Raw genomic sequence first — 24,020 nt, 5'->3', positions numbered from 1 at the left:
GTTACGTATGGCAAATAATTTGTTAGACCAACTGAGAAAAATGACGGTAGTTGTGTCTGATACCGGCGATATTGAGGCGATTGAGAAATTTAAGCCACAAGATGCGACGACAAATCCTTCATTAATTACAGCCGCTTCACAAATGCCACAATATCAAGGCATTGTTGATGATACCTTGAAAGCTGCGCGTGCAAGCTTAGGTGCCGATGCGTCAGCCGCAGAAGTAGCTAACTTAGCATTTGACCGTTTGGCCGTATCTTTTGGCCTTAAAATATTGGAAATCATTCCAGGCCGTGTTTCTACTGAAGTGGATGCACGTTTATCTTTTGATACTGAAGCGACGATTGCCAAAGGCCGTGAGATCATTGCCCAATATGTGGCAAATGGTGTTGACTCTGATCGTATTTTAATCAAGATTGCCTCTACTTGGGAAGGTATTCAAGCCGCGGCTGTATTAGAAAAAGAAGGCATCCATTGCAACCTGACCTTGTTGTTCGGATTGCACCAAGCCATTGCCTGTGCTGAAAACGGCATCACGCTGATTTCACCGTTTGTCGGTAGAATCTTGGATTGGTATAAAAAAGATTCCGGTCGCGATTCTTATCCGGCTAATGAAGATCCAGGTGTAGTATCAGTGACTGATGTTTACAATTACTACAAGAAATTTGGCTATAAAACTGAAGTTATGGGCGCAAGTTTCCGTAATATCGGCGAAATTACCGAATTGGCCGGTTGCGATTTATTGACAATTGCACCATCTTTACTGGCTGAGTTGCAAGCTACTGAAGGTGATTTACCTCGCAAGCTTGATCCAGCTAAAGCGGCGGCGATGTCTATTGAAAAAATACACATGGATAAAGCTACATTTGAAAGTATGCACGCGGAAAACCGCATGGCAACTGACAAATTGGCCGAAGGTATCGTAGGTTTTGAAAAAGCCCTGGAAGCCTTGGAAGAATTGCTATCTGCCCGTTTGGCAAGTTTGGAAGGTTAAATCTTTCTGTTTAAGCCGGGGCTATTAGTCTCGGCTTAAACACTGCAAGCTAATGCCTAAAAAAGTTTATTTCGGTCGTGTATTTAACTGCACGACTCAAACTCCTGTTTTTATAAAAAATTAAATATGTCACAGAAAATTTTAGATGTAGTAAAGCCCGGTGTTGTGACCGGTGAAGATGTTCAAAAAGTATTTGCCATTTGCAAAGAAAATAAAATGGCACTGCCTGCTGTTAACGTCATCAGTACTGGTTCCATCAATGCTGTTTTAGAAGCAGCAGCTAAAGTTAAAGCTCCTGTCATCATTCAGTTTTCGCATGGCGGCGCGCAGTATGTTGCGGGTAAAGGCCTTAAGGCTGAAGGCCAGCAAGCGGCTATTTTGGGCGCTATTTCTGGCGCACAGCATGTACACGCAATGGCTGAAGCTTATGGCGTACCGGTTATTTTGCATACCGACCATGCCGCTAAAAAACTATTGCCTTGGATAGATGGGCTGTTAGATGCCGGTGAGAAACACTTTGCGGCAACAGGCAAACCATTGTTCAGTTCACACATGCTTGATCTTTCTGAAGAAAGCTTGAAAGAAAATATTGAGATTTGTGGCGAATACCTAAAACGCATGTCCAAAATGGACATGACACTGGAAATTGAATTAGGTGTTACCGGCGGCGAAGAAGACGGCGTAGACAACAGTGGCTTAGACCATTCTTTGTTGTATACCCAACCTGAAGATGTCGCGTATGCCTATGAAGAATTAAGCAAAATCAGCCCACGTTTTACCATTGCAGCGTCTTTCGGTAACGTGCATGGTGTTTATAAGCCGGGTAATGTTAAATTAACACCGTCTATTTTGGCTAATTCACAAGCTTATGTGTCCGAAAAATACGGAGTGCCTACCAATACCCTTAATTTCGTTTTCCACGGTGGCTCTGGTTCTTCTGAGCAAGAAATTAGCGAATCCATTAGTTATGGCGTTATCAAAATGAACATCGATACCGACACCCAATGGGCAGCTTGGGACGGTATTAGACAATTTTACAAAAACAATGAAGGTTATTTGCAAGGCCAGATCGGCAACCCGGATGGCGATGACAAACCGAACAAAAAATACTATGACCCACGCGTATGGCAACGTGCTAGTGAAGTGAGCATAGTAACTCGTTTGGAACAGGCGTTTTCAGATTTAAACGCGGTTAATTCTTTATAAATTAGCTATATTAAAAAAGCCGATGCATTTTATGCATCGGCTTTTTTTTATCTAAAATATTATCAAGTTTCTGTGACTATGCGAACCCGCGCAAACTTTCTTTTACCGATTTGATACACATGTTCAGTACCAACCGCAATCGCCATTTTTGGATCAGAGATTTTTTCACCGTCAATTTTTACCGCACCTTGGTTAATCATGCGTATCGCCTCGGAGGTACTGCCGGTTAATCCAGTCTCTTTTAACACATTGGCAATACCGCAACTGTCTGCGCTTATTATTAACTCAATTTCATCAATTTCATCCGGCATGGCGCCGCGCTGAAAACGGGCTTCAAAACTTTCCAAGGCTTTATTGGCAGCATCGGCATTATGAAAACGCTCGATAATCTCTTGTGCCAGTTTTATTTTGTAATTTCTAGGATTTGCACCTTGTTTGCACTCTTCCAGCCAGGTGTTGATTTCGATCATTGGCCGAAAACTCAATAGTTCAAAATACCGCCACATTAAATCATCGGAAATAGACATGATTTTTCCGAACATATCATCAGCTGAATCGGCTATGCCAATATAATTATTAAGTGATTTGGACATTTTTTGCACGCCATCCAGGCCTTCCAAAATCGGCATGGTCATTACCACCTGCGGCTTTTGCCCGAACACTTCCTGTAACTGCCGTCCGACCAGCAAGTTAAATTTCTGATCAGTACCACCCAGTTCTACGTCCGATTGCATAGCGACCGAATCATAACCTTGAATCAAAGGATATAAAAATTCATGGATGGCAATGGGCTGGCCGCCTTTAAAACGCTTGCTAAAGTCATCACGCTCCAGCATTCTCGCTACGGTATGTTTGGCAGCTAGCTGGATTAAATCCGCAGGCGACATGGCATTCATCCAGGTAGAATTAAACATGACCTGAGTTTTGTCAGGATCAAGAATTTTAAATACCTGATCTTGATAGGTTTGAGCATTGGCCAAAACCTCTTCCCGTGTTAATGGCTTGCGAGTGACATTTTTACCGGTTGGATCGCCGATCATGCCGGTAAAATCACCAATCAAAAATAAAATCTGATGGCCAAAATCTTGAAACTGTTTTAATTTATTAATTAAAACCGTATGCCCCAAATGCAGGTCGGGAGCAGTCGGATCAAAACCGGCTTTAATCCTTAATGGCCGATTTTCTTGCAGTTTTTTTACCAATTCATGCTCAACTAAAACTTCATCTACTCCTCGAAGTAGATTTGACAGGACATCTGCTTGCACTATTTTCTCCACGCATGCGAACTAAAGTACGGTTATTATAGGGTTAATGTGCATTATCAACAGAATAAAATCTTCAATTTGAACTATTATTGGTAAATAACCGTGAAACATTTTAAAATGTAGTTATTATTAAATTATGGGTTTTTATTTTGATTAAATTTCAAAAACTTGACAAAGCTAACGTGAAAAATAAAATTTATGCTTCTTTATTTACCGGGATGGTTTTGGTTTTTGCGGCAAGCACTGGGCATGCCAAATCGGCTAAAATAAAGTCATTTCGTGGTGTGACGCATACCCGCATCATGAGCCATCGGCTACAAGTCGGCGAAACCCTTGCTGATGTCTACGCAAGAGTACGTGCTAACGACGCTGAATATCATGAACTGGTCAGTGCAAATAATAATGGTACACGCGTTGCCACAATATCAAGCCGCACTCCTTTGCAAGCGATAAGAGGGAATGCTTACCAATTTGGGCATCTGTCTTATGCAGGCAGAGATGATGTACGCAACCTATCTGCCATTGGGCGTAGCCGGTTTTTCTTAAGACCACCAGAGACGACAAAAATAAACACTCACCATTTTAGACGCTATGGTGCTAAACCGGTGTTCAGCGCACAAGGCACTATTCGCTCAACCTTGGCGGCAGCAGGCCATAGTGCGGGATTGTCAGCGGATGTCATGGAACAGCTGGCGCAGGTTTTTGCTTGGGATATTGATTTTGCAACAGATTTACACAGTGGAGACCGGTTTACTGTAGTGTATGAACGTGGCGGTTTTGGTGGCGATGATGAGATTGTTGCTGCTGAATTTACCAATGAAGGCAGGACTCACCGCGCTGTACGCTATATTGATCAGCAAGGCAATACGGGGTACTACACACCGGAAGGCATGAGTTTACAAAAATCGTTTTTAAGTACGCCGGTTGATTATGCCCGCATCAGTTCGCATTTTGATCTCAATCGCAGACACCCGATTTTAAACCGAATACGTGCCCACAAAGGTGTCGATTACGCCGCGCGTACCGGTACGCCCATTAAGGCTACGGGTAACGGTGAAGTTACTTTTCTAGGTCGCAAAGGCGGTTACGGACAAGTTGTCATCATTAGCCACGGCGAGCATTACGAAACGCTTTACGCGCATTTGTCGGATTTTAAAAACGGTATACAAAACGGCAGTCATGTTCGTCAAGGTGAAGTGATTGGCTATGTCGGACAAACAGGTCTGGCTACAGGGCCGCACTTGCATTACGAATTCCGTGTGGACGGCGAACACCGTAATCCTTTAACAGTCACCGCACAATTATCGCATTCACTGCCTAGCAATACGGCATCGATGACTGATTTTAAAATGCAAACCCAACATACGTTGGCGCAGTTGAACCAAGCCAAAGCAAAGACGTTATTTGCCAGAGCTTATTCTAGATACAATTAATCATGGATTGGCAAGCTAACCGTATTCAATACGGTTAGCTATAAGCGTGAGAAGGAAAACCCCGCTGTTGCAGGCTTCCCAAAAACTAGATTTAAACTGAAAACGATGATCCGCAGCCGCACGTTGTTTTTGCACTGGGATTACGGATAACAAACTGCGCACCGGACACATCTTCTTTATAGTCGACTTGTGCCCCCGTCAAGTACTGAATACTCATTGAATCAATCAATACAGTAACGCCGCCATTTTCAACGTGGGTATCATCCTCGTTGATTTCTTCATCAAAAGTAAAGCCATACTGAAAACCGGAACAACCGCCGCCTGAAACGTACACTCGCAGCTTCAGGTTGTCATTACCTTCTTCAGCAATTAATTCACTCACTTTAGCCGCAGCACTGTCAGTAAAAATTATTGGATTAGCCATAAAAGTTTAATACCACAAAAATAAAAGTTATTTGATTATGAACAGCTGTTATTGCTTAGTCAAGCTGTACTGAGTTGAATCATTTTAAAAGAAACTGATCATTTACCTCATGTTAAGGATAAAGCGCCACCGTGTTTAAACCAGTTTGTTCGGGTAAGCCGAACATCAGGTTCATGTTTTGAACGGCCTGCCCTGCTGCACCTTTTACCAAATTATCAATCACCGATAACACCACAACCGTATCTTGTCCTTGTGGCTGATGAATGGAAATGTGGCAATAATTGCTGCCTCTGACGTTACGCGTATCTGGATGCGAATTGGCAGGTAATACATCTACAAAGACCTCATCGGCATACTTTTGTTCAAACAGGGCTTGTAAGCTACTAGCATCTGCATTAAGACGCGCATAAAGTGTTGCATGAATACCCCGAATCATCGGCGTTAAATGCGGCACAAACGTTAAACCTATCGATTGCTGGGCAGCCAAAGCAAGTTGTTGACGAATTTCCGGCAAATGCCGATGCCCTGCAACGCCATAGGCTTTAAAACTTTCGCCGGTTTCACTCATTAAAGTACCCAGTTCAGCTTTGCGCCCTGCCCCACTGACACCGGATTTAACATCGGCAATCAAATGATGGGGATCAATGAGGTCGTTTTCAAGCAACGGTAAAAAACCCAGTTGTACCGCCGTAGGATAACATCCCGGATTAGCCACCAGCCTGGCATTTTTAATGGCAGCCCGGTGGGTTTCTGGCAATCCATATACTGCTTCTGTTAATAACGCCGGACACGCGTGTTCCATGCCGTACCAATGTTGCCATTCGCGTGCATCTTTCAGTCTAAAGTCAGCAGAAAGATCAATTATTTTTACCCCATGTTCCAATAGCTGTTCAGCCATTAACATAGCGGTACCATTAGGCGTCGCAAAAAATACTACATCGCAAGTGCTTAATCCTACAATATCGGGCGCACTAAACACAGCATCAATAGCGCCGCGTAAACTGGGATACAACGCATCAACCCGGGTTCCAATATCGTTACGTGATGTCACCACTGATACGTTCACTTCCGGATGCAACGCCAAAATCCGTAATAATTCCACACCGGTATAACCGGTTCCGCCCACAATGCCCGCTTGAATCATTTCTATTTGACCTATCACTCGCTAATTAAAAAATAGGATAACTATTTAGTGCGCACTTTACATCAAGATCAGGGAGAACCTGCCCATAGCGCCATGCAACTTCCTTAAAAACAATTTTTTTTATCAGTTCCCCCACGGTAATGGTAACTTTAGTAGGTTTTAATTTTAGCTACGAAGTCATTACAAATTTTGCTTATAATAACTATTTTACGCAGTTTACAGAACCCAGGCTATGCAAATACCTACGGATATGCTCGCCATTGAAATTATTGATTCTATTTTGCGCCCCACAACGCGCCCTACGCCTCAGCCGACCGGTTATCAAGTATTGATAAAAACGCTAGCGGCGGGAGTTAACAGGCCAGATATCATGCAGCGCACAGGCTTATATCCGCCCCCCCCCCGGTGCTTCTGATATTCCAGGCCTGGAATTAGCCGGTAAGGTGGTGGCTATCGGTGCTAAGGTGAGTTATTTAAAAATAGGTGATCCGGTATGTGCATTGGTTACCGGCGGCGGTTATGCCCAATATTGCCTAGCCAGCGAAGCAATCTGCTTACCCATTCCTAAAAATATTTCATTCACCGAAGCCGCCGGGCTTCCTGAAACGTTTTTTACCGTATGGAGCAATGTGTTTGATCGAGCCAAGCTAGTCAGTAATGAATGGCTATTGGTACACGGCGGTAGCAGCGGCATAGGCATAACCGCCATCCAACTGGCTAAAGCTTTTGCCGCTAAAGTAGTAATTACGGCCGGTTCTGAAAAAAAATGTCAATTCTGCATAAATATGGGCGCTGATGCCGCTATTAATTACAATACTCAGGATTTTGTAGAGACTATTAAACAACTAACTCATAACCAAGGTGTCGATGTTATTTTGGATATGGTGGGTGGCGATTACTTCCCACGCAATCTCAGTTGCTTGGCTTTTGATGGCCGCCTGGTGCAGATAGCCTTACAAAAAGGCGATAAGTCCACTATAAATCTGCTGCCCATTATGCTAAAACGCCTGACCATTACCGGCTCGACTTTAAGAGCCAGAGACGATGATTTTAAAGCAGCTATTGCTAATAAACTACGAAAACATGTCTGGCCTTTACTGGAAGCTGGAACCATTAAACCGGTTACACACTCCACTTTTGCACTGACTGAAGCTATGCAGGCACATCAACTGATGGAAAGCAGCCAGCATATTGGCAAAATCATCTTAACGGTATAAAAACATGCCACTGACTACTGTTATTTCCGCACATACCGTTCTGGAATATCTTGAACACGACAATGGGGTGATTATTGATTGCCGATATAGTGTTTCAAGCGTGCCACCAGCTGGGTTGCTGTATGGGTTTTGCGGCTGCCGACTTCAAAATTCATCCATTTGTATGAATAAGGCAGCCAAGGTTATCGATAGGCAGATAACATTATGAAATAAGGTTGGCTTTTTTGGAAATCGCCTGTAACCACCGGTAATGGTTCGAGGATCTTTACCCAATACGTCAGCTATTGCGTCGGGCGATAAACCGTAGCAGCTTAACTTGGAGGCCTGTTCATATTCTTTGAAACTGCCATGTTTGCCAGATAACCCACAATAAAATTATTAACCTAATTGAAGACTTTTTGAAAACCGTAATCCACCAACAAAATAAGCCTGTGCAATACGGGTTCTGATAATATGAGCGTAGATATGCTGCTCAAATGAATAGCTACCTTTGTTATTTAAATTTACATCTAAACAACTCCCCATGAACAAACCCAAAATCGTAGTAACCCGAAAATGGCCAAAAAACGTTGAAGATCAACTCAGTGCCCTTTACGATGTCCAGCTGAATGCAACTGACATCCCCATGACGGACGCTGAACTCAAAGACGCGTTGCAAATTGCTGATGCTTTACTGCCCACGGTAACCGATAAAATCACTGCTGACATCATCAACGTCCCCGATAAACGCGCCAAGCTCATTGCTAACTTTGGCGTAGGCTATAACAATATTGATATCACTGCCGCCAAGACGCAAGGCTTAATCGTTACCAACACGCCGCATGTACTTACCGATTGCACCGCAGATATTGCCATGTTGCTGCTATTAATGTCCGCGCGCCGTGCCGCAGAAGGCAGTCGTATGATAAAAAACCAGCAATGGGCTGGCTGGTGTCCAACACAATTGGTCGGCCAGAAAGTGACTGGCAAAACCTTAGGCTTGATTGGGTTTGGCCGCATTGCCCAAGCCATGGCTAAAAAAGCCCATTTTGGTTTCGATATGAATATTCTGTTTTTTGCGCCTTCTGCACCGGCACAAAAAATTGTCGATAATTTAAAAGCGATGCGCTGCGACACGCTTGAAGAATTATTGAAAGCATCGGATTTCGTGTCCTTGCATTGCCCAGGCACTCCGGCAACCCATCATTTGATTAATGAACAATCTCTCAAACAGATGCGCCCATCGGCTCATCTTATTAATACTGCACGCGGGGATGTTGTTGATAGCAAGGCACTCATCAAAGCCCTTAAAGAACACTGGATTGCGGGTGCTGGCCTGGATGTATTCGAGAATGAACCGAATATTGATCCTAGCTTTTTGGAACTGGACAATGTGGCATTATTACCGCATTTAGGCAGTGCTACCGAAGAGACACGCGTTGCCATGGGCGAACGGGTTTTACAGAATATTAAGGCTTTTTTTGCAGGTGAAGAGCCTGGGGATAGGGTTATTTAAAATCCTATGTCGAAATCTGATTAGCTCATTCAATTTCAGGTTGATCCACATCATCCAGAACTTTGTCATAAACCTCACGTAGATTAAGCGTACAGCCTATGCTCTCTATGGACATGGAAGCTTCAATATCCACCGATTCCGACAATATCCAAACATCACCTTGCCGCATATAACGCTCAATGCTGGGCTGGTCTTGCGTTACCAGCAGGTATTCGCACAGACTGGCAATCTTACGGTAATGGGCAAATTTGCCACCCCGATCATACGCTTCCGTGGAAGGCGACAGCACTTCAATCAACACTGTTGGATTCAATAAAGTATCAGCATGAGCATCTTCAAATTCCGGTCTCCCACACACCACAGCAATATCGGGATAATGGTAGCTACGCGCTTTAGCAGCCTTAACACGCATATCACTCATGTAGGCTTCACAACGGCGTTTTTTGAGTTGCAAACTGAGCTCTCGGTAAATATTTCCTGAAACCAGATTATGCTTGCGACTTGCACCGGTCATTGCAAAAATCTCACCGTTGTGGAAATCGCTTTTATACGGCGCATTGCGTTCCAAGGTTAAGTATTCTTCTGCGCTGTAACGTGTTTGTTTAATGATGCTGGACATAATTCACCTCAAAAAAGTAGCGAACTTTCAAATTAGCGGGCGTTAACCAACACGTCATAGTAAGTGCCACAACACCCATTAATGCAATAGCGGTAATAATTTATTCCTCCACCCAGCTTTCAAAAACTTCGGCCAAATCAATAGCCAGCTCAGGAAATAAATATGGCGTGACAATATCATCCTCCGCCGCCATGCACTTAAGTTGATAACAATCCTTGTCATCCAGCACAAACTGATGCACAGCCTGCAATTCTGGATACACTAGCCAATATTCCTGTACGCCACTTTCCTGGTAAAGTTGATATTTAATCTGCATTTCCCGTTTGGAATTACCTTTGGACAAAATTTCAATAATCCAATCCGGCGCACCGTTACAGCCTTGCTGATCCAGTACATCAGAATTACAAATTACACATAAATCTGGCTGTACCACCGTGTGTATATCTGTATTGGCTAGCAGGGATTTTTTGCGATCATACAAACGCACATCAAACGATGCGACAAAAACTTCACATTTTTTATGCCTAAAAAATTGGTGTATAACGCTACTTAAGTCTACTGAAATATGCTGATGATTCACATTCGGCGCAGGCGACATCAACATGATTTTGCCTTTGATCAACTCAACCTATTTTTAAACAATTGGGCATGGGCTACCCAAACGGATTAGGTGAACGTGTTGATCGTCATAGTAGCAATGCTGGAGGCTTGATTTCAGATTAAGCTAGCATTTCCATCAACAAGGAATGCCACACAGCGCTTTCAATTTCGCCCATTTTGCCGAGCAACCGCCGTTTATCAACGCAGCGGATTTGATCCAACAAAATGCGTGCTGGGCGACCATCAAAAATGATTTCTGGTCGGCAGCCTAACGATTGCCCTTTACTGGTTAAGGGCACAATAATCACACGTGGCAACACCGTGTTAAGGTCGTCAGGCGATACCACCAAAGCTGGACGCGTTTTTTTGATTTCCGTGCCGACTGTTGGATCAAGGTTGACCCAATACACGTCGCCGCGCCTTACCATTCCCACTCTCCGCTATCCTCGTCAACAGGCAGCGATGCCAACACATCACTATCGGTTTCTGCCTGATAGCCGTCAAACCAGCCACTACGCGGCACTTGCAACGCCTCGATCACCAAGGTTTTGCCCTCGACCCGCAATTCCACCTCTTCGCCTAACTCGCAGGCTTCCAATAATGCAGACGGAATAATTACCCCACGTGAATTACCGATTTTTCTTAAATGAGTACGCATTATTCCTGTCTCAAAAAACAATAAAAGTAATAACTATGTTATAACCTATTGTCCGAAACAACAAGACCGCGCACATCAATTTTGCCCGTGACGGCGACGGAAATCAGGGCGGTGCGGCGTTCTTTAAGAAGGTGATGGGCCGTTTTGGCTTCGGCGGTGAGTTCGTCTATTTTGGCAGTTTCGCGGTTAAGAAAGGCAGCAATGGTGGCCTGTTCTACCTTTGTAGGACAGGCTGTTCATCTGCGTATGCTTTTTGTCCACATTACTTGGAAACACATCGCAAATTTGCTTAAGTCGCTTTACAATCGAAATTTTGTGCATCGCCTGATTTAAGTTAATATCAATCCATGACAACAAAAAAAACCGCCAATCCCCTAACCATCCATCCAAACTATCGCCCCGACATAGACGGCCTACGCGCCATTGCCGTGTTATTGGTCGTGGGTTTTCATGCCTTCCCAGAATGGCTGAAAGGCGGCTTTATCGGTGTCGATATTTTCTTTGTTATTTCAGGTTTTCTTATATCGGGTATTATTCTTACTGATATTAAACGCCAACAATTCAGCTTTAGCGGTTTTTACGCCAAACGCATCAAGCGTATATTTCCGGCGCTGATTGTAGTCTTAACCGCGTGTTTTATTTTTGGCTGGTTTGTGCTATTGCCCGATGAATTCAAGGAACTGGGCAAACATATCGCTGGCGGTTCGGGCTTTGTTGCCAATCTTGTCCTGTGGAGCGAATCCGGTTATTTTGATAACCAGGCTGAACTAAAACCGTTACTGCATTTATGGTCTCTGGGCATTGAGGAACAATTTTATTTCCTGTGGCCAGTATTGCTGGTGTTGGCCATTAAAAAACGCTTCAACGTACTTTGGTTGTTGCTACTACTCATACTGGCCTCCTTTATATTCAATATCCGTAGTGCAAGTGCCGATCCTGTCAGGGATTTCTATTCACCTCTCACGCGCTTTTGGGAATTAATGGCAGGTTCACTGCTGGCTTATCTGAGCTTGAAAACAAATGATAGCAACACTTTTCAGGAGCACAAAAACACTTCACGATACAATAATATAGCCGCACTGACAGGTTGTTTATTGATTGCTACTGCCGTTGTCTATCTGGATAAAAGCAAAGCCTTTCCAGGCTGGTGGGCGATTTTGCCCGTGCTGGGCGCAGCATTACTAATCTTTGCAGGAAAAACAACGTGGATTAATCAAAAACTGCTGGCTCATCCTGTTTTGGTTTTCATCGGTTTAATCAGCTTTCCCTTGTACCTGTGGCACTGGCCGCTACTAAGCTTCGCCCGCATTATGGCATTAGGTACACCCACACTGGAAATGCGCGTAATGTTGGTCGCTGCCAGTATTTTATTAGCGTGGCTAACCTACCGTATTATCGAGCAGCCCATACGCTTTGGCGCAAAACCACATAATAAAACCGCAGGGCTTTGTTTTTTATTGTCAGCGTTGCTGATTGTGGGTTACGGCACACAAATAGCCAATGGTTTTACGTTTCGTATGCAGGATAAAGTAGATTACAGCGCATTTTTTGGCGACTTAAATTATACCCATAGCCACCATTTAATCGCCTTAGAACACCATGAATGCAATTTTTATGACATCGAAAAATCTGTACCTAGAGGAGAAATTGACCGTCTTTGCTACACGCCCCATTCAAAAAAAGTAGTTTTTCTGTGGGGTGATTCTCATGTACAGCATTTAAATTATGGCTTAATGCAAAACCTGCCCGCCGATGTGTCATTGTTGCAGGCAGGCTCTTCCGGCTGCCCACCGTCTTTAACAAACCTAACGCCAGATCCTTTGCAAACCTGCAATAAAGCCAACCAATTTGTATGGCAAAAAATTCAAGCCCTTAAACCTAATATCGTTATTTTGGCTCAACAAAGAGGCCATGAACACACCAATTACGATGACACCATTGCACGCTTAAAAGCAGCCGGTGTACAACATGTTGTCCTGGTAGGCCCTGTGCCGCAATGGCAACCTTTTTTATACAAAATTATGCTCAGAAAACACTGGACAGATTACCAGGACAGAATGGCTACGCATCTGGATAAAACCATTATTCATACCGATGAGGTAATGCAAGCCAAGTACAAGCAATCCCCCGATGTCACTTATGTGTCGCTAGTCAATCAGCTATGCAATAGCAAAGGCTGCATAACCTACCTTAACGGCGATCGTAAAGAAGGTTTAATCACTTACGATTACGGCCACTTTACGTTGGTAGCATCCAGTTACGTGGCCAAGACAATATTAGCGCCTATTCTTCGTAAGTTTATTTAAATACCCGCACACGCCCCTTTTTTAAGCAGTCGACCTTTGCTTCATACGGGATTATTTGTTACGCTTTCGGCGCTGTAAACCATACTCCTGGAAAAAAATGAAACTGCAAACAAAATGCACACTGGTCATCATTGGTTTATTAATTATTGAAATTCTTCCAGTACCCTTTACCTCTCTTTACAGCTTATATGCCATCAGAAAAAGGCCGGACTGGTTGCCACGCGTTACCCATGACCTTTATAACGAAACAATTGCAGATACTTCTGAAACCTATAACTCAGCCGTCTTAACGGCTCACGATCCTCTAGTGGTGCGTAAAAACTGTACGGTAGGCTTAGTAGTTATATTCATTGCCGATCTTTTAGTCCCGATTGTCATTCCAACGGCACTGTATATTGTGCGCAGACGGCCGAAATGGTTTAAAAATCTTATCATCCGACTCTATTCTGATAAGTTCAGCCCGCCGTTAATAACAGCGGATGAAAAACCTGAACCCCGTTTCCTCGATTCCACAGCTGTAGCACGTATGGAACAAAAATTTGCCGATTTAGAGCAAAAAAACGTGCATTTTGCCAAATCGCAATCTCGAAAGAGTCCGCGTTAACCGTGTAAAATAACGTCACTATTCAATAACGACGTACCGAACTGTCGCATAAACACGACCAGGCATCAATACCACCCACTAAATTTGTCACATTGATAAAGCCTGAATGTACCAAATACTGTGCCGCTTGCTGACTACGCAACCCATGATGACAAATAACAACAATGTCATCATTGGCATCTAATTGCGCCAAACTTTGTGGCAGTTGATTTAATGGAATTAACACGCTATTTTCAATATGGGCATAATGAAATTCGTCAGCTTCTCTGACATCGAGCAAAACCACATGGTCATTGTGCTGCAATTTATTTTTTAATTCCGTTGCCAAAATTTGCTTTATCGCCATAAATCTTCTCCTTTTAATGTTTTTATACTGGTTTTTGGCAAAAAAAATATGTTCACTATTCAAGAAAATTTTTTAAAACGCGCAATAGTTCCCCGTATTTATAATGCCTTTTATTAAAAATCAGCTTATCATTGCACATATTTTGTCATTGTAAAAATGAACTGCTGATGCCTCAAAAATTACTCTTTGTATCACTGATTTTGACTTTAACGAGTTGCGGACAACCCGGCCCGCTGTACTTGCCCACCAAACCCGAACCGGTACTTGTTAAACCCGCACCCGAACCTAAAGAACTTAAAAAAGACTAACAATAACAATGGATTATTTTAACTATAAGAACAATGAACTGTTCGCCGAAGATGTTTCAGTACACGATATTGTCTACACCTACGGTAGCCCTTGCTACATTTATTCACGCCGCACACTGGAAAAACATTGGCACGCTTTTGACCACGCTTTTGGCGACCATCCGCATTTAATTTGTTATGCCGTTAAAGCCAATTCTAATATTGCCATCCTCAATATTTTGGCGCGGCTAGGATCAGGATTTGATATTGTTTCACGTGGCGAACTGGAGCGCGTTATTGCGGCGGGTGCCGATCCTAAAAAAATCGTCTTTTCTGGCGTAGGGAAGCGAGAAGATGAAATTCTCGCCGCCTTAAAAATCGGTATCCGTTGCTTTAACATTGAAGTAAGCGGCGAGCTGGATAGAATTAATCTGCTGGCAGAGCAATTGGGCGTTATTGCCAATGTGTCGTTTCGGGTCAATCCTGATGTGGACGCCAAAACTCACCCTTATATTTCTACCGGATTGAAAGAAAACAAATTCGGTATCGACATTAAACATGCGCTTGATGAATACCGTCGCGCCGCTACCATGGCGCATATCAACATCGTGGGTATTGATTGCCATATTGGCTCGCAACTGACCGAAATCCAACCGTTCCTGGATGCGCTGGATCGGGTGCTGACGCTGGCCAATACTCTAAAAGCAGAAGGCATTACTCTGCACCATCTTGATCTTGGCGGCGGTCTTGGCATTCGTTACAAAGATGAGCAACCCACGGAACCTGCGTATTATATTGAGCAATTGTTAGCGCGATTACACGGCAGTGATTACGAGATTTTATTGGAGCCTGGTCGTGCCATTGTCGGCAATGCCGGCATTTTGGTCACACAAGTGGAATATTTAAAACCCACCGACAGTAAAAACTTTGCCATTGTTGATGCGGCCATGAATGACCTGATACGCCCAGCCCTTTACAGCGCTTGGCAAGAAATTATTCCGGTTAATCAAAACAGCCATGCCATTGAACAAACGTGGGATATTGTTGGGCCTGTTTGCGAAACAGGTGATTTTCTGGGTAAAGAACGCCAGCTTAAAATTGCCCAAGGCGATTTATTGGCGATACGCTCTTCCGGCGCTTATGGTTTTTCCATGAGCTCTAACTATAATTCCAGACCTCGTGTACCTGAGTTGATGGTTGATGGAAGTCAACTATACTTGGTTAGAGAAAGAGAAACTGTAACGCAACTGTGGGCTGGCGAACATTTATTACCTTAAGCGATAGACTATGATTAACTTCACCAAAATGCACGGCCTTGGCAATGACTTTGTGGTTATTGATGCCATCAATCAAGTGATTTCTCTCACTCCCGAGCAAATCCGTTTTATGTCCGATCGGCATTTTGGTATCGGTTTTGACCAATTACTGCTGGTCGAAACGGCCATGGATAATGAAAGCGATTTCACCTACCGGATTTTTAATGCCGATGGCAGCGAAGTGGCACAATGTGGTAATGGTGCACGTTGTTTTGCGCGTTACGTACGTGATAAACACCTATCAGACAAAGATGAAATTTGTGTGCGTACCAACTCAGGCATGTTGATATTACGCTTTGATGATGACAATATGATTACCGTTAATATGGGGATTCCCAAGCACAAACCTGCTGAAATCCCCTTATTGGCAACAGAAGAATCCAAATTTTACAGCGCTGATATCGCACCAAAACACCACCAAGCGGATAACCTTTCCAATCATGTCAGCCAACGGGCTTTTGGTGCGGTTTCTCTGGGTAACCCCCACGCCGTACTGCAAGTGCATGATATCAAAACCGCACAGGTCGACAGTATTGGGGTGGAGTTAGAGAGTCATGTCATTTTTCCTGAACGTGCCAATATTGGTTTTATGCAAATCATAGATCAACACCATATTAAACTCAGGGTGTACGAGCGCGGCGCAGGAGAAACCCTTGCCTGTGGTAGCGGTGCTTGTGCTGCGGTAATCATAGGCATTGAACAACACACACTTTCACATGACGTTCTGGTTGAATTACCGGGCGGCAACCTAAAAATAAACTGGGCGGGGCGAGGTGAACCGGTGTTCATGACCGGCCCTGCCACCTCCGTTTATGATGGGAGCATCGCTTTATGAATAATCAACAATCTCTGATAACAGCACAAGAGGTTGAAGCTTATCTGCAACAACACCCCGATTTTTTCAATAAACACCTGGCTTTACTGGAACACATGCATATCCCGCATCCCAGTGGCAATGCGGTTTCATTGGTTTCTAAACAACTGGAAATATTTAGAACCAAGCACGATGAACAAGAAAAGCAGCTGGTGAATTTAATAGAAATCGCCCGTGAAAATGATATTGCTTGCACCCGCATGCACAAGCTCACCTTGGCTTTGCTTGATGCGACTAGCCTGGAAGAAGTTATAAATCATCTTAATATCGTGTTATCGGAATATTTTTTAACCGATTTTGTTGCCTTGCGCATTATTAAACCGACTGGCAATTCTACGCTGGCCGATTTATTTATCGGCTCCGACACTGACAGCTTAAAACCATTTGCCAGTGAACTGGCCAGCAATCAACCCAGTTGCGGACGCCCTACGCTAACCCAGGCCAAAACACTGTTTGGCGATTCAGCATTAGAAGTTCGCTCATGCGTCATTATTCCGCTGTTATTTACTGAGCTGGAAGGCATACTGGCCATTGGTAGCCGTAAAGAAGGCCGGTTTCAATACGGTATGGGCAATATGTTATTAACACAAATGAGCGAAATTATCGCCACCCGACTCATTTCGTTTATTCCGAAGCCTTAAATGTCAGCGGATTTTGAGCAGCTGTTAAATGATTTTCTAAGACAGCTCAGTGTTGAACAAAGCGCATCACCCCATACCCTAAAAAGCTATCAACGCGACCTCAAGCAACTGATGCGCTACTGTAGTGACAAAGCCATTAAAAATTGCTCAGAAGTTAAACAAGCCGATATCCGCTATCATATTGCCAGCCGTTATCGTCTAGGCATTAGCGGCAAAAGCTTGCAGCGTGAATTATCAGCCATTCGTAGTTTTTACAATTATTTACTTAAAAATAATGATACAAACAGTAATCCGGCTCAGTATGTTAAATCGCCTAAACCAGTACGGAAACTGCCTAAAACTTTAGATGTCGACCAAATAACCGGTCTGTTGGAAGCTGAAACCAGCTCGCATTTGGAAACACGTGATATCGCCATGTTTGAGTTGTTTTATTCATCGGGCCTTCGTCTTAGCGAACTGGCTGCACTCGATGTTAATGACATTGATCTACTTGATCATTCGCTGATTGTACGCGTTGGCAAAGGCGGAAAAGCACGCTTACTCCCCATAGGCAGCAAGGCCATTAGCACCCTCATGACGTGGTTAGCATTACGCGCCAAAATCGCCCAAACCTGTGAAACAGCCTTATTTGTGTCGCACAAAGGTACGCGATTGGGGCAACGCAGCATTCAAGCTCGGCTCAAGCAATGGTGTCAAAAAAAAGGCATCGCGGAACACATTCATCCCCACATGCTCAGGCATTCCTTTGCCAGCCATCTGTTAGAATCTAGCCAAGACTTGCGTGCCGTACAAGAATTACTTGGCCATAGCGATATTAACACCACGCAAATCTATACCCATCTGGATTTTCAGCATCTGGCCCAAGTCTATGATAACGCCCATCCGCGTGCCAAAAAAAAAATTGACAGCCCTACTGTCAATAAGCAAAAAACTGAAAAACCTGCTACCATGTGAAAAAAATTTCAATACAGAAAGCAATCTTTTTATCACCAAACATACCTCTTTTAGTTAGGATACCAAAATGGCGGACAGCGATACGCAGCACGACGAAAAATCTAAAGGCATACTTTGGGGGTTTGGTGTGCTTGGCTTGGTCACAACAATCGTTCTTATTATATTGGGCGCATGGTGGGGGGCAGAGCCAGAGCAGTTCAACATCAACGATGAAGCCACTAAGCGGATGAAGGAAACCAATACAACCGAAGCGCCTCTTGGTTATACCTACACGAACACCTTGGCACATATTTCTGAGGTTCTGCTACACAAAAGCGGTGGTTACATTACCAACGACGTAGCCCCCCCAGGATTATTACTGGATAACGTCAAAAACTTCGAGTACGGTGCGTTGGTTATGTTACGCGATGCAACCTCGGCGCTCAGGAATCACTTTGCCCGAGATCAATCGCAATCTGCCGAAGATTCTGACTTAGCCATTGCCGAGCCTTATTTTTATTATGAAAATGATTCCTGGGCGCTGCCTTCCACAGAGGCTGAGTACCAAAAAGGCATTGATGCCTTGCATAAGTACATGATACGTTTGCAAAAATATGGTGGCAACGTAAAACAGGCGCAATTTTATTCAAGAGCCGACAACCTATGGCAATATACCGAAGTGGTTATTAAACGTTTAGGCGGACTTTCTACGCGTCTTAGCGCCAATAGCTCTAGCGAAAACCTAGGCCCTGGTATATCTATTGAAGAAAGAGAAGAAGCCGAAAAACTAGGCACGCCATTAGCCAAAATATCTTGGTTAGAAATTGATGACGTTTTTTATGAAGCCCGCGGCGCAAGCTGGGCGTTGCTGCATATTCTTCGGGCTATTAAGCATGATTTTAAAGATATTTTGCTTGATAAGCGTGCCATGCGTACCGTGGATATTATGATTAAAGCTTTAGAAAATGCCATGAACCCGATTTTAAGCCCCATGATTCTCAATGGTGGCGGTTATGGTTTGTTTGCCAATTATTCATTAACAATGGCAACCTACATTGCTCGCGCTAACGCTGCGGCACTGGATTTACGCGATATTATGAACAGAGGTTAAAAATTATGGATGAGCAAATCAACGAAAATTTAAAAAAACTCAGTACCTGGAAAAGAATCTTCTTTATGCTGATTTTCGCCGCTATTGGCATGTTGGTCCGGATGTTGTTATGGGCTGTGATTATATTGCAAATTGCTTCCTTGTTATTAACCGGCAAAATCAACACTAATATTTTAGATTTTGGGCGTAGCCTGTCTATTTATACCTACCACATCTGGCTATTTTTATCTTTCAATACCGATATACTGCCTTTTCCGTTTGCCGCCTGGAACTTAACTGCTGAGTTAAAAATACCGGACGCTTCCGGCAAATAAACGTTTATGAGCTCTACACGCAAAATCATCCATATTGATATGGATGCTTTTTTTGCCGCTGTAGAGCAACGTGATTTCCCCCAATATCAAAATAAACCGCTTATCGTCGGTGGCCAACCCTTTGCTCGTGGCGTGGTTGCTGCTTGTAGCTACGAAGCCCGAAAATATGGCATTCATTCTGCCATGCCTTCATCCAAGGCTTACCGATTATGCCCTCAGGCCATATTTGTTAAGCCACGTTTTGAGGCCTACAAAGAAGCCTCCAACATCATCCGCAGCATTTTTGCTGACTACACTGACATTGTTGAACCCGTATCGCTGGATGAAGCCTATCTGGATGTCAGCGATGTAGCTTTGCATCAAGGTTCGGCAACGTTAATCGCCAATGCCATTAAAGCCGCCATCCAGCAAAAAACGCGACTCACCGCGTCTGCTGGTATTTCTTACAATAAATTTCTGGCCAAAATGGCCTCAGACATTAATAAGCCCGACGGTTTATATTTGATTACACCCGCACAAGGCGAGGCATTTGCCGAACGGCTTGCTATTGGTAAATTTCATGGCATTGGTAAAGCCACTGCGGAAAAAATGCACGATTTGGATGTGCATACCGGCAGTGACCTGAAAAAAATACCACTTGAAACTTTACAGCAGCATTTCGGCAAAGCGGGTTTGCACTACTACGCGATTTGTAGGGGTATCGATCATCGCCCTGTTAACAATCACAGAGCCAGTAAGTCGATAGGGGTAGAAACCACGTTGCAGCAGGATATTACTACCAGACAGGAAATTCTTGATCATTTGCAAGTGCTGTTAAAAAATGCGGCCAGCAAGGTCGCTGACAAGCATCTGTCTGCGTATACATTGACAGTGAAAATCAAATATCATGACTTTATACAAATTACCCGCAGCCGTACCCTAACACAGGCAATTACACCCGCGCTAAGCTCATACGGCATTTTAGAAGACTTGCTGAAAAATACCGACGTAGGCAAGCGCGGCGTGCGTTTGCTGGGCATCACGCTATCATCGTTAAACCCTGCATCTCAGTTGCAACCACCCCAGCAAATCGACTTGTTTAATGTTTAACAATTTATAAGAGATTTTCTGTCCACGGAAGACACAAAAAAAATGCAGGTTCTACTTTGCAGGGATTAAGTGTAATATTTTGATTGGATTAACGGATTGCAAACGAACAAGTCTGTCTATGGCTTTTTTCGTACCTTTCGTGTTTTTCGTGGACAAAGCTTTCCCATTAATTAATCGTCCCCTTCTTCATCCCCATCGTCAAATTCGTCATACTCAGCGTCATCGTTTTCCTCATCTTCTAAGCTGCTGAACAACACTTTCAAATATTGGTATAACAAGCGTGATGACTTCGGTGGCGCAGCAAGCTCTGCTTCTTTTTGTGCACTACGCACCAAATGCCGTAGTTTTTGCCGATCAGCTTGCGGATGCTCCTCCATCAACTCAGCCAAGGCATCGTTGCCATCGTTAATCAAACGATCACGCCAGCGCTCGGTAATATGATGCTCTCTGACTACGTGCGCACTTTGGGTTTTAATGCGAGCCAATCTTTCTAAAATAGGATCGACATCCATTTTATGCAACTGCCCGGCAATAAACTTTAATAAACGTTTACGTGCGCCATTCAGTTTCATCACCGACACTTCAACCACGGCGTTGTGAATCTTCTCTGGCAGCTCCAAACTTTTCAAATGCGCCGCCGATAACACAGACATTTCCTCGGCTAATTTAAAAAGCACACCAATCTCTTTTTTAATCAGTGTTTTATTAGGCCGAACCGCATAGTATTCAACCTCATCTTCTTGTTCTTCGTACAGGTACTCGTGTTCCATCATGTCTTCAAACCATCGCAATCAAAAAAATTACAAATAAAACTACCACCGCTAAAGGCAATAAAAACGCGGGCCAATCAGATTTGGCCTGTTTGCTACGGGCGATTGATTGTTTAATACCAGGTCCTGCCCAAAAAATCATCAACACGACTATTGCGCCCAGTAACAAATTTTCCCACGTAGACAATGCTTGCATACACACCTCCAGCAAATGGTAGGTACTTTACCATAGACCATAAAACACGTTGTTATTTATAAGTTTTGCTATAGTTAACACAAGCAAATTTACTTCCGGCTTAACGGGTTAAATTTGCGATAATAGTCCATCCTTATTTCAGAGAGTATCTACACACCATGTGGTTTAAAAATCTTAGCGTTTTTCGTCTTACTGAAACATTCACCCTCACCCCTGAAGAATTGGAACAACAACTTGAGCCTATGCAGTTTAGTGCCTGTGGGCCACACGAATTATCTGCCATGGGCTGGACTGCGCCATTAGGTAAATCGGCTCAACAACTCCTGCACAGTACCAATGGTTTCATGATGCTATGTGCCAAAAAAGAAGAGCGCGTGTTACCTTCTTCTGTGGTTAATGAAATGACGGCAGAAAAGATTTTTGAAAAAGAAGAACAACAAGGCCGCAAATTATCCAAAAAAGAGCGCACTGAGATTAAAGATGAGCTGATTTTTGAATTGCTGCCCAGAGCCTTCACCTTTTCCAACAATACCTACGCTTACATTGACCCTAAAGGTGGCTGGTTAGTGGTGGATAGCGCATCTGCCAAAAAGGCCGAAGATTTACTGAGTTTGTTACGTAAAAGTTTGGGTTCGTTGCCTGCTGTACCGCTTAATACCATCAATAAACCCACCACGGTGATGACGGAATGGCTGACTACAGAACAATTCCCAGACGACATTAATATAGAAGATGAGTGCGAATTGCGTTCACCGGAAGAAGAAGGCGGCAGTATCCGTTGTAAGCGCCATAATCTGTTTGTGCCGGAAATTAAAAATCATTTAGATACCGGCAAAGAAGTGATTAAACTGGCCATCAGTTGGGATCAACGAATTTCATTTGTGATTGATGATATTTTATCCATTAAACGTTTGAAGTTTCTGGATATGGTTCAAGATCAGGTGGCAGAAAGCAGTGCTGATGATGCTGCTGCAAGGTTTGATGCTGACTTCTCTATTATGTCTGCGGAACTGGCTAATTTTTTGCCGCGTTTGTTGGAGTTATTTGGCGGAGAAAACAAAGCTTAATGCTGACTGCATTTCACTAAGGGCTGAACACTAGGCAAACTTAGGTAGCATCTTGTAATATCGGCAAAACATAAAATGGGTAGAATACACAGCACCCTTGCAGGCCAAGTTTTAATACACTTCAAAATCACAGGAGTTCCAGCGGTGTATTATCTATCCATTTTATTCAAACAAGTCTCCATATTAATACCTTTGCCTAAAATTTTGTAATGGTAACCTTATGAATTGGCATTTAATTTCAAAACACATTGAACAAGCAACGGGAAACGCGTTTAAAATTATCTCTGCTCAAGCGCTCAGCGGCGGAGACATTAATGCGGCCTATCATTTAAAAAGCGCCGATCAATCTTATTTTATAAAATTAAACAGCAGTGATTTAATCACCATGTTTGAAGCGGAGTTTGTGGGTTTGCAAGAAATAGCATACACCGACACTATTGCTGTGCCTCATCCTATTGTTTATGGCAAAACAGACCACCAAGCTTTTTTAGTGTTGGAATATATTGAGTTTAGCAGAGCCAGCAAGGTTTCAGATAAATTGCTAGGCCAGCAACTGGCGTTGCTACATCAAAAATGCCAAGGCTATTATGGCTGGTCTAGAAATAATACCATTGGCATTACTCTACAAATTAACACGCCGCAACAGAATTGGCAGAGTTTTTGGCGCGATAATCGCCTTGTATTTCAATTAAATCTGGCAGTAAAAAACGGCTACGATGGACGTTTACAAACGTTGGGTGAGCAACTTTGCAACGATATGGCCGCGTTATTTGCCGGACACGCTGTCCAAGCTTCGTTGCTACATGGCGATTTATGGGCTGGCAATGCTGCTGTTGATAAGCAAGGGCAACCGGTCATATTTGATCCGGCTTGTTACTATGGCGACCGGGAAGCCGATATAGCCATGACCGAGTTATTCGGCGGTTTCAGTGATGATTTTTATGCCAGTTACCAACAGGTTTGGCCTTTGGATGAAGGCTATAAAACCCGAAAAAATCTTTATAACCTTTACCATATTTTAAATCATTTGAATATGTTTGGTGGAGGCTATTTAAAACAAGCCGAAAACATTATGGCGCAGCTTATTGCCGAGATTCGCTAACTGCTTTTA

29 protein-coding genes are annotated in these 24,020 nt (G+C 43.5%); 19 read left to right on the top strand and 10 right to left on the bottom strand.

What is annotated here, in order from left to right:
* Nucleotides 1-7: 7 nt before the first annotated feature.
* Together ACHZC4_RS09000 and fbaA are read left to right on the top strand one after the other, a co-directional pair.
* Nucleotides 8-994 (top strand): transaldolase, encoded by a 987-nt coding sequence (locus ACHZC4_RS09000; protein ID WP_394753501.1) that lies wholly within the window; start codon nucleotides 8-10, stop codon nucleotides 992-994.
* 126 nt (nucleotides 995-1,120) lie between these two features.
* The gene (gene fbaA, locus ACHZC4_RS08995) at nucleotides 1,121-2,200 is read left to right on the top strand and encodes a class II fructose-bisphosphate aldolase (protein WP_394753500.1); all 1,080 of its coding nucleotides are present in this window, start codon (nucleotides 1,121-1,123) and stop codon (nucleotides 2,198-2,200) included.
* A gap of 62 nt (nucleotides 2,201-2,262) precedes the next feature.
* Here the strand turns inward: fbaA and tyrS are convergent, their stop codons facing one another.
* Nucleotides 2,263-3,465 (bottom strand): tyrosine--tRNA ligase, encoded by a 1,203-nt coding sequence (gene tyrS, locus ACHZC4_RS08990; protein ID WP_394753499.1) that lies wholly within the window; start codon nucleotides 3,463-3,465, stop codon nucleotides 2,263-2,265.
* 182 nt (nucleotides 3,466-3,647) lie between these two features.
* On the opposite strand from tyrS, the gene ACHZC4_RS08985 reads away from it, so the two are divergent.
* Nucleotides 3,648-4,898: a peptidoglycan DD-metalloendopeptidase family protein gene (locus ACHZC4_RS08985; protein WP_394753498.1), complete on the top strand. Its 1,251-nt coding sequence runs from the start codon at nucleotides 3,648-3,650 to the stop codon at nucleotides 4,896-4,898.
* Nucleotides 4,899-4,989: 91 nt separating this feature from the next.
* Here ACHZC4_RS08985 and erpA read toward each other — a convergent pair whose 3' ends face one another.
* Together erpA and argC are read right to left on the bottom strand one after the other, a co-directional pair.
* Entirely contained in the window at nucleotides 4,990-5,322 is a 333-nt protein-coding gene (gene erpA / locus ACHZC4_RS08980) for an iron-sulfur cluster insertion protein ErpA (RefSeq protein ID WP_394753497.1), read from the bottom strand.
* 112 nt (nucleotides 5,323-5,434) lie between these two features.
* The gene (gene argC, locus ACHZC4_RS08975) at nucleotides 5,435-6,466 is read right to left on the bottom strand and encodes an N-acetyl-gamma-glutamyl-phosphate reductase (RefSeq protein ID WP_394753512.1); all 1,032 of its coding nucleotides are present in this window, start codon (nucleotides 6,464-6,466) and stop codon (nucleotides 5,435-5,437) included.
* A 232-nt stretch (nucleotides 6,467-6,698) separates the two neighbouring features.
* Here argC and ACHZC4_RS08970 point away from each other — a divergent pair, with 232 nt between their 5' ends.
* The 4 genes from ACHZC4_RS08970 to ACHZC4_RS08955 all read left to right on the top strand — a co-directional run bounded on the left by ACHZC4_RS08970 (nucleotide 6,699) and on the right by ACHZC4_RS08955 (nucleotide 9,178).
* On the top strand, nucleotides 6,699-6,881 hold the full coding sequence (locus ACHZC4_RS08970) for a hypothetical protein (protein ID WP_394753496.1): 183 nt from the start codon (nucleotides 6,699-6,701) through the stop codon (nucleotides 6,879-6,881).
* A 28-nt stretch (nucleotides 6,882-6,909) separates the two neighbouring features.
* The gene (locus ACHZC4_RS08965; RefSeq protein WP_394753495.1) at nucleotides 6,910-7,683 is read left to right on the top strand and encodes an NAD(P)H-quinone oxidoreductase; all 774 of its coding nucleotides are present in this window, start codon (nucleotides 6,910-6,912) and stop codon (nucleotides 7,681-7,683) included.
* Nucleotides 7,684-7,687: 4 nt separating this feature from the next.
* Nucleotides 7,688-7,891 (top strand): hypothetical protein, encoded by a 204-nt coding sequence (locus tag ACHZC4_RS08960; RefSeq protein ID WP_394753494.1) that lies wholly within the window; start codon nucleotides 7,688-7,690, stop codon nucleotides 7,889-7,891.
* A 315-nt stretch (nucleotides 7,892-8,206) separates the two neighbouring features.
* The gene (locus ACHZC4_RS08955; RefSeq protein ID WP_394753493.1) at nucleotides 8,207-9,178 is read left to right on the top strand and encodes a 2-hydroxyacid dehydrogenase; all 972 of its coding nucleotides are present in this window, start codon (nucleotides 8,207-8,209) and stop codon (nucleotides 9,176-9,178) included.
* Nucleotides 9,179-9,203: 25 nt separating this feature from the next.
* On the opposite strand, the gene ACHZC4_RS08950 is transcribed toward ACHZC4_RS08955, so the two are convergent.
* The 4 genes from ACHZC4_RS08950 to ACHZC4_RS08935 all read right to left on the bottom strand — a co-directional run bounded on the left by ACHZC4_RS08950 (nucleotide 9,204) and on the right by ACHZC4_RS08935 (nucleotide 11,055).
* Entirely contained in the window at nucleotides 9,204-9,797 is a 594-nt protein-coding gene (locus tag ACHZC4_RS08950) for a Uma2 family endonuclease (RefSeq protein WP_394753492.1), read from the bottom strand.
* A gap of 100 nt (nucleotides 9,798-9,897) precedes the next feature.
* Complete coding sequence (locus ACHZC4_RS08945; protein ID WP_394753491.1) at nucleotides 9,898-10,419, bottom strand: Uma2 family endonuclease; 522 nt, start codon at nucleotides 10,417-10,419, stop codon at nucleotides 9,898-9,900.
* 97 nt (nucleotides 10,420-10,516) lie between these two features.
* Nucleotides 10,517-10,825 carry a type II toxin-antitoxin system PemK/MazF family toxin gene (locus ACHZC4_RS08940; RefSeq protein ID WP_394753490.1) on the bottom strand — a complete coding sequence of 103 codons (309 nt, stop codon included), beginning with the start codon at nucleotides 10,823-10,825 and terminating at the stop codon, nucleotides 10,517-10,519.
* Nucleotides 10,819-11,055, bottom strand: a complete 237-nt coding sequence (locus ACHZC4_RS08935) for an AbrB/MazE/SpoVT family DNA-binding domain-containing protein (protein WP_394753489.1) — start codon at nucleotides 11,053-11,055, stop codon at nucleotides 10,819-10,821. Before ACHZC4_RS08935 ends, ACHZC4_RS08940 begins: the two co-directional genes overlap by 7 nt.
* Before the next feature lie 347 nt (nucleotides 11,056-11,402).
* Between ACHZC4_RS08935 and ACHZC4_RS08930 the strand changes: the two genes are divergently transcribed.
* Together ACHZC4_RS08930 and ACHZC4_RS08925 are read left to right on the top strand one after the other, a co-directional pair.
* A complete protein-coding gene (locus ACHZC4_RS08930) occupies nucleotides 11,403-13,361 on the top strand; it encodes an acyltransferase family protein (protein WP_394753488.1) in 1,959 nt (652 codons plus the stop codon).
* 97 nt (nucleotides 13,362-13,458) lie between these two features.
* Nucleotides 13,459-13,965: a hypothetical protein gene (locus ACHZC4_RS08925; protein ID WP_394753487.1), complete on the top strand. Its 507-nt coding sequence runs from the start codon at nucleotides 13,459-13,461 to the stop codon at nucleotides 13,963-13,965.
* Nucleotides 13,966-13,987: 22 nt separating this feature from the next.
* Here the strand turns inward: ACHZC4_RS08925 and ACHZC4_RS08920 are convergent, their stop codons facing one another.
* Nucleotides 13,988-14,311 carry a rhodanese-like domain-containing protein gene (locus tag ACHZC4_RS08920; RefSeq protein ID WP_394753486.1) on the bottom strand — a complete coding sequence of 108 codons (324 nt, stop codon included), beginning with the start codon at nucleotides 14,309-14,311 and terminating at the stop codon, nucleotides 13,988-13,990.
* Nucleotides 14,312-14,478: 167 nt separating this feature from the next.
* Here ACHZC4_RS08920 and ACHZC4_RS08915 point away from each other — a divergent pair, with 167 nt between their 5' ends.
* From ACHZC4_RS08915 to dinB, 8 genes are all read left to right on the top strand, one after another.
* A complete protein-coding gene (locus ACHZC4_RS08915; protein WP_394753485.1) occupies nucleotides 14,479-14,619 on the top strand; it encodes a lipoprotein in 141 nt (46 codons plus the stop codon).
* 8 nt (nucleotides 14,620-14,627) lie between these two features.
* Nucleotides 14,628-15,875 (top strand): diaminopimelate decarboxylase, encoded by a 1,248-nt coding sequence (lysA, locus tag ACHZC4_RS08910; RefSeq protein WP_394753484.1) that lies wholly within the window; start codon nucleotides 14,628-14,630, stop codon nucleotides 15,873-15,875.
* A gap of 10 nt (nucleotides 15,876-15,885) precedes the next feature.
* Nucleotides 15,886-16,749: a diaminopimelate epimerase gene (gene dapF, locus ACHZC4_RS08905; RefSeq protein WP_394753483.1), complete on the top strand. Its 864-nt coding sequence runs from the start codon at nucleotides 15,886-15,888 to the stop codon at nucleotides 16,747-16,749.
* A complete protein-coding gene (locus ACHZC4_RS08900; RefSeq protein WP_394753482.1) occupies nucleotides 16,746-17,429 on the top strand; it encodes a DUF484 family protein in 684 nt (227 codons plus the stop codon). Before dapF ends, ACHZC4_RS08900 begins: the two co-directional genes overlap by 4 nt.
* The gene (gene xerC / locus ACHZC4_RS08895; RefSeq protein WP_394753481.1) at nucleotides 17,430-18,383 is read left to right on the top strand and encodes a tyrosine recombinase XerC; all 954 of its coding nucleotides are present in this window, start codon (nucleotides 17,430-17,432) and stop codon (nucleotides 18,381-18,383) included.
* 67 nt (nucleotides 18,384-18,450) lie between these two features.
* Complete coding sequence (locus ACHZC4_RS08890) at nucleotides 18,451-19,473, top strand: DUF2333 family protein (RefSeq protein ID WP_394753480.1); 1,023 nt, start codon at nucleotides 18,451-18,453, stop codon at nucleotides 19,471-19,473.
* A gap of 5 nt (nucleotides 19,474-19,478) precedes the next feature.
* Complete coding sequence (locus ACHZC4_RS08885) at nucleotides 19,479-19,787, top strand: DUF4389 domain-containing protein (RefSeq protein ID WP_394753479.1); 309 nt, start codon at nucleotides 19,479-19,481, stop codon at nucleotides 19,785-19,787.
* Nucleotides 19,788-19,793: 6 nt separating this feature from the next.
* Nucleotides 19,794-20,876 (top strand): DNA polymerase IV, encoded by a 1,083-nt coding sequence (gene dinB / locus ACHZC4_RS08880; protein WP_394753478.1) that lies wholly within the window; start codon nucleotides 19,794-19,796, stop codon nucleotides 20,874-20,876.
* Nucleotides 20,877-21,046: 170 nt separating this feature from the next.
* On the opposite strand, the gene yjgA is transcribed toward dinB, so the two are convergent.
* A complete protein-coding gene (gene yjgA, locus ACHZC4_RS08875) occupies nucleotides 21,047-21,649 on the bottom strand; it encodes a ribosome biogenesis factor YjgA (RefSeq protein ID WP_394753477.1) in 603 nt (200 codons plus the stop codon).
* A 4-nt stretch (nucleotides 21,650-21,653) separates the two neighbouring features.
* Complete coding sequence (locus tag ACHZC4_RS08870) at nucleotides 21,654-21,842, bottom strand: hypothetical protein (protein WP_394753476.1); 189 nt, start codon at nucleotides 21,840-21,842, stop codon at nucleotides 21,654-21,656.
* 158 nt (nucleotides 21,843-22,000) lie between these two features.
* On the opposite strand from ACHZC4_RS08870, the gene rdgC reads away from it, so the two are divergent.
* Both rdgC and ACHZC4_RS08860 read left to right on the top strand, forming a co-directional pair.
* A complete protein-coding gene (gene rdgC / locus ACHZC4_RS08865) occupies nucleotides 22,001-22,909 on the top strand; it encodes a recombination-associated protein RdgC (protein ID WP_394753475.1) in 909 nt (302 codons plus the stop codon).
* A 220-nt stretch (nucleotides 22,910-23,129) separates the two neighbouring features.
* A complete protein-coding gene (locus ACHZC4_RS08860; RefSeq protein WP_394753474.1) occupies nucleotides 23,130-24,011 on the top strand; it encodes a fructosamine kinase family protein in 882 nt (293 codons plus the stop codon).
* Nucleotides 24,012-24,020 lie beyond the last annotated feature (9 nt).

The organism is Crenothrix sp. (assembly GCF_043729335.1).
In the GTDB taxonomy this organism is placed as follows: Bacteria; Pseudomonadota; Gammaproteobacteria; order Methylococcales; family Methylomonadaceae; genus Crenothrix.
The sequence above is the reverse complement of the archived record's forward strand: the minus strand, read 5'-3'. Positions and strand labels throughout refer to the sequence as shown.

Bases quoted from the DNA above. Each gene is read 5' to 3' on its own strand.
- ACHZC4_RS09000 (WP_394753501.1), top strand. From the start codon at position 8: ATGGCAAATAATTTGTTAGACCAACTGAGAAAAATGACGGTAGTTGTG.
- fbaA (WP_394753500.1), top strand. From the start codon at position 1,121: ATGTCACAGAAAATTTTAGATGTAGTAAAGCCCGGTGTTGTGACCGGT.
- erpA (WP_394753497.1), bottom strand. From the start codon at position 5,322: ATGGCTAATCCAATAATTTTTACTGACAGTGCTGCGGCTAAAGTGAGT.
- argC (WP_394753512.1), bottom strand. From the start codon at position 6,466: ATGATTCAAGCGGGCATTGTGGGCGGAACCGGTTATACCGGTGTGGAA.
- ACHZC4_RS08970 (WP_394753496.1), top strand. From the start codon at position 6,699: ATGCAAATACCTACGGATATGCTCGCCATTGAAATTATTGATTCTATT.
- ACHZC4_RS08960 (WP_394753494.1), top strand. From the start codon at position 7,688: ATGCCACTGACTACTGTTATTTCCGCACATACCGTTCTGGAATATCTT.
- ACHZC4_RS08955 (WP_394753493.1), top strand. From the start codon at position 8,207: ATGAACAAACCCAAAATCGTAGTAACCCGAAAATGGCCAAAAAACGTT.
- ACHZC4_RS08950 (WP_394753492.1), bottom strand. From the start codon at position 9,797: ATGTCCAGCATCATTAAACAAACACGTTACAGCGCAGAAGAATACTTA.
- ACHZC4_RS08940 (WP_394753490.1), bottom strand. From the start codon at position 10,825: ATGGTAAGGCGCGGCGACGTGTATTGGGTCAACCTTGATCCAACAGTC.
- ACHZC4_RS08935 (WP_394753489.1), bottom strand. From the start codon at position 11,055: ATGCGTACTCATTTAAGAAAAATCGGTAATTCACGTGGGGTAATTATT.
- ACHZC4_RS08930 (WP_394753488.1), top strand. From the start codon at position 11,403: ATGACAACAAAAAAAACCGCCAATCCCCTAACCATCCATCCAAACTAT.
- ACHZC4_RS08925 (WP_394753487.1), top strand. From the start codon at position 13,459: ATGAAACTGCAAACAAAATGCACACTGGTCATCATTGGTTTATTAATT.
- ACHZC4_RS08920 (WP_394753486.1), bottom strand. From the start codon at position 14,311: ATGGCGATAAAGCAAATTTTGGCAACGGAATTAAAAAATAAATTGCAG.
- ACHZC4_RS08915 (WP_394753485.1), top strand. From the start codon at position 14,479: ATGCCTCAAAAATTACTCTTTGTATCACTGATTTTGACTTTAACGAGT.
- lysA (WP_394753484.1), top strand. From the start codon at position 14,628: ATGGATTATTTTAACTATAAGAACAATGAACTGTTCGCCGAAGATGTT.
- dapF (WP_394753483.1), top strand. From the start codon at position 15,886: ATGATTAACTTCACCAAAATGCACGGCCTTGGCAATGACTTTGTGGTT.
- ACHZC4_RS08900 (WP_394753482.1), top strand. From the start codon at position 16,746: ATGAATAATCAACAATCTCTGATAACAGCACAAGAGGTTGAAGCTTAT.
- xerC (WP_394753481.1), top strand. From the start codon at position 17,430: ATGTCAGCGGATTTTGAGCAGCTGTTAAATGATTTTCTAAGACAGCTC.
- ACHZC4_RS08890 (WP_394753480.1), top strand. From the start codon at position 18,451: ATGGCGGACAGCGATACGCAGCACGACGAAAAATCTAAAGGCATACTT.
- ACHZC4_RS08885 (WP_394753479.1), top strand. From the start codon at position 19,479: ATGGATGAGCAAATCAACGAAAATTTAAAAAAACTCAGTACCTGGAAA.
- dinB (WP_394753478.1), top strand. From the start codon at position 19,794: ATGAGCTCTACACGCAAAATCATCCATATTGATATGGATGCTTTTTTT.
- yjgA (WP_394753477.1), bottom strand. From the start codon at position 21,649: ATGATGGAACACGAGTACCTGTACGAAGAACAAGAAGATGAGGTTGAA.
- ACHZC4_RS08870 (WP_394753476.1), bottom strand. From the start codon at position 21,842: ATGCAAGCATTGTCTACGTGGGAAAATTTGTTACTGGGCGCAATAGTC.
- rdgC (WP_394753475.1), top strand. From the start codon at position 22,001: ATGTGGTTTAAAAATCTTAGCGTTTTTCGTCTTACTGAAACATTCACC.
- ACHZC4_RS08860 (WP_394753474.1), top strand. From the start codon at position 23,130: ATGAATTGGCATTTAATTTCAAAACACATTGAACAAGCAACGGGAAAC.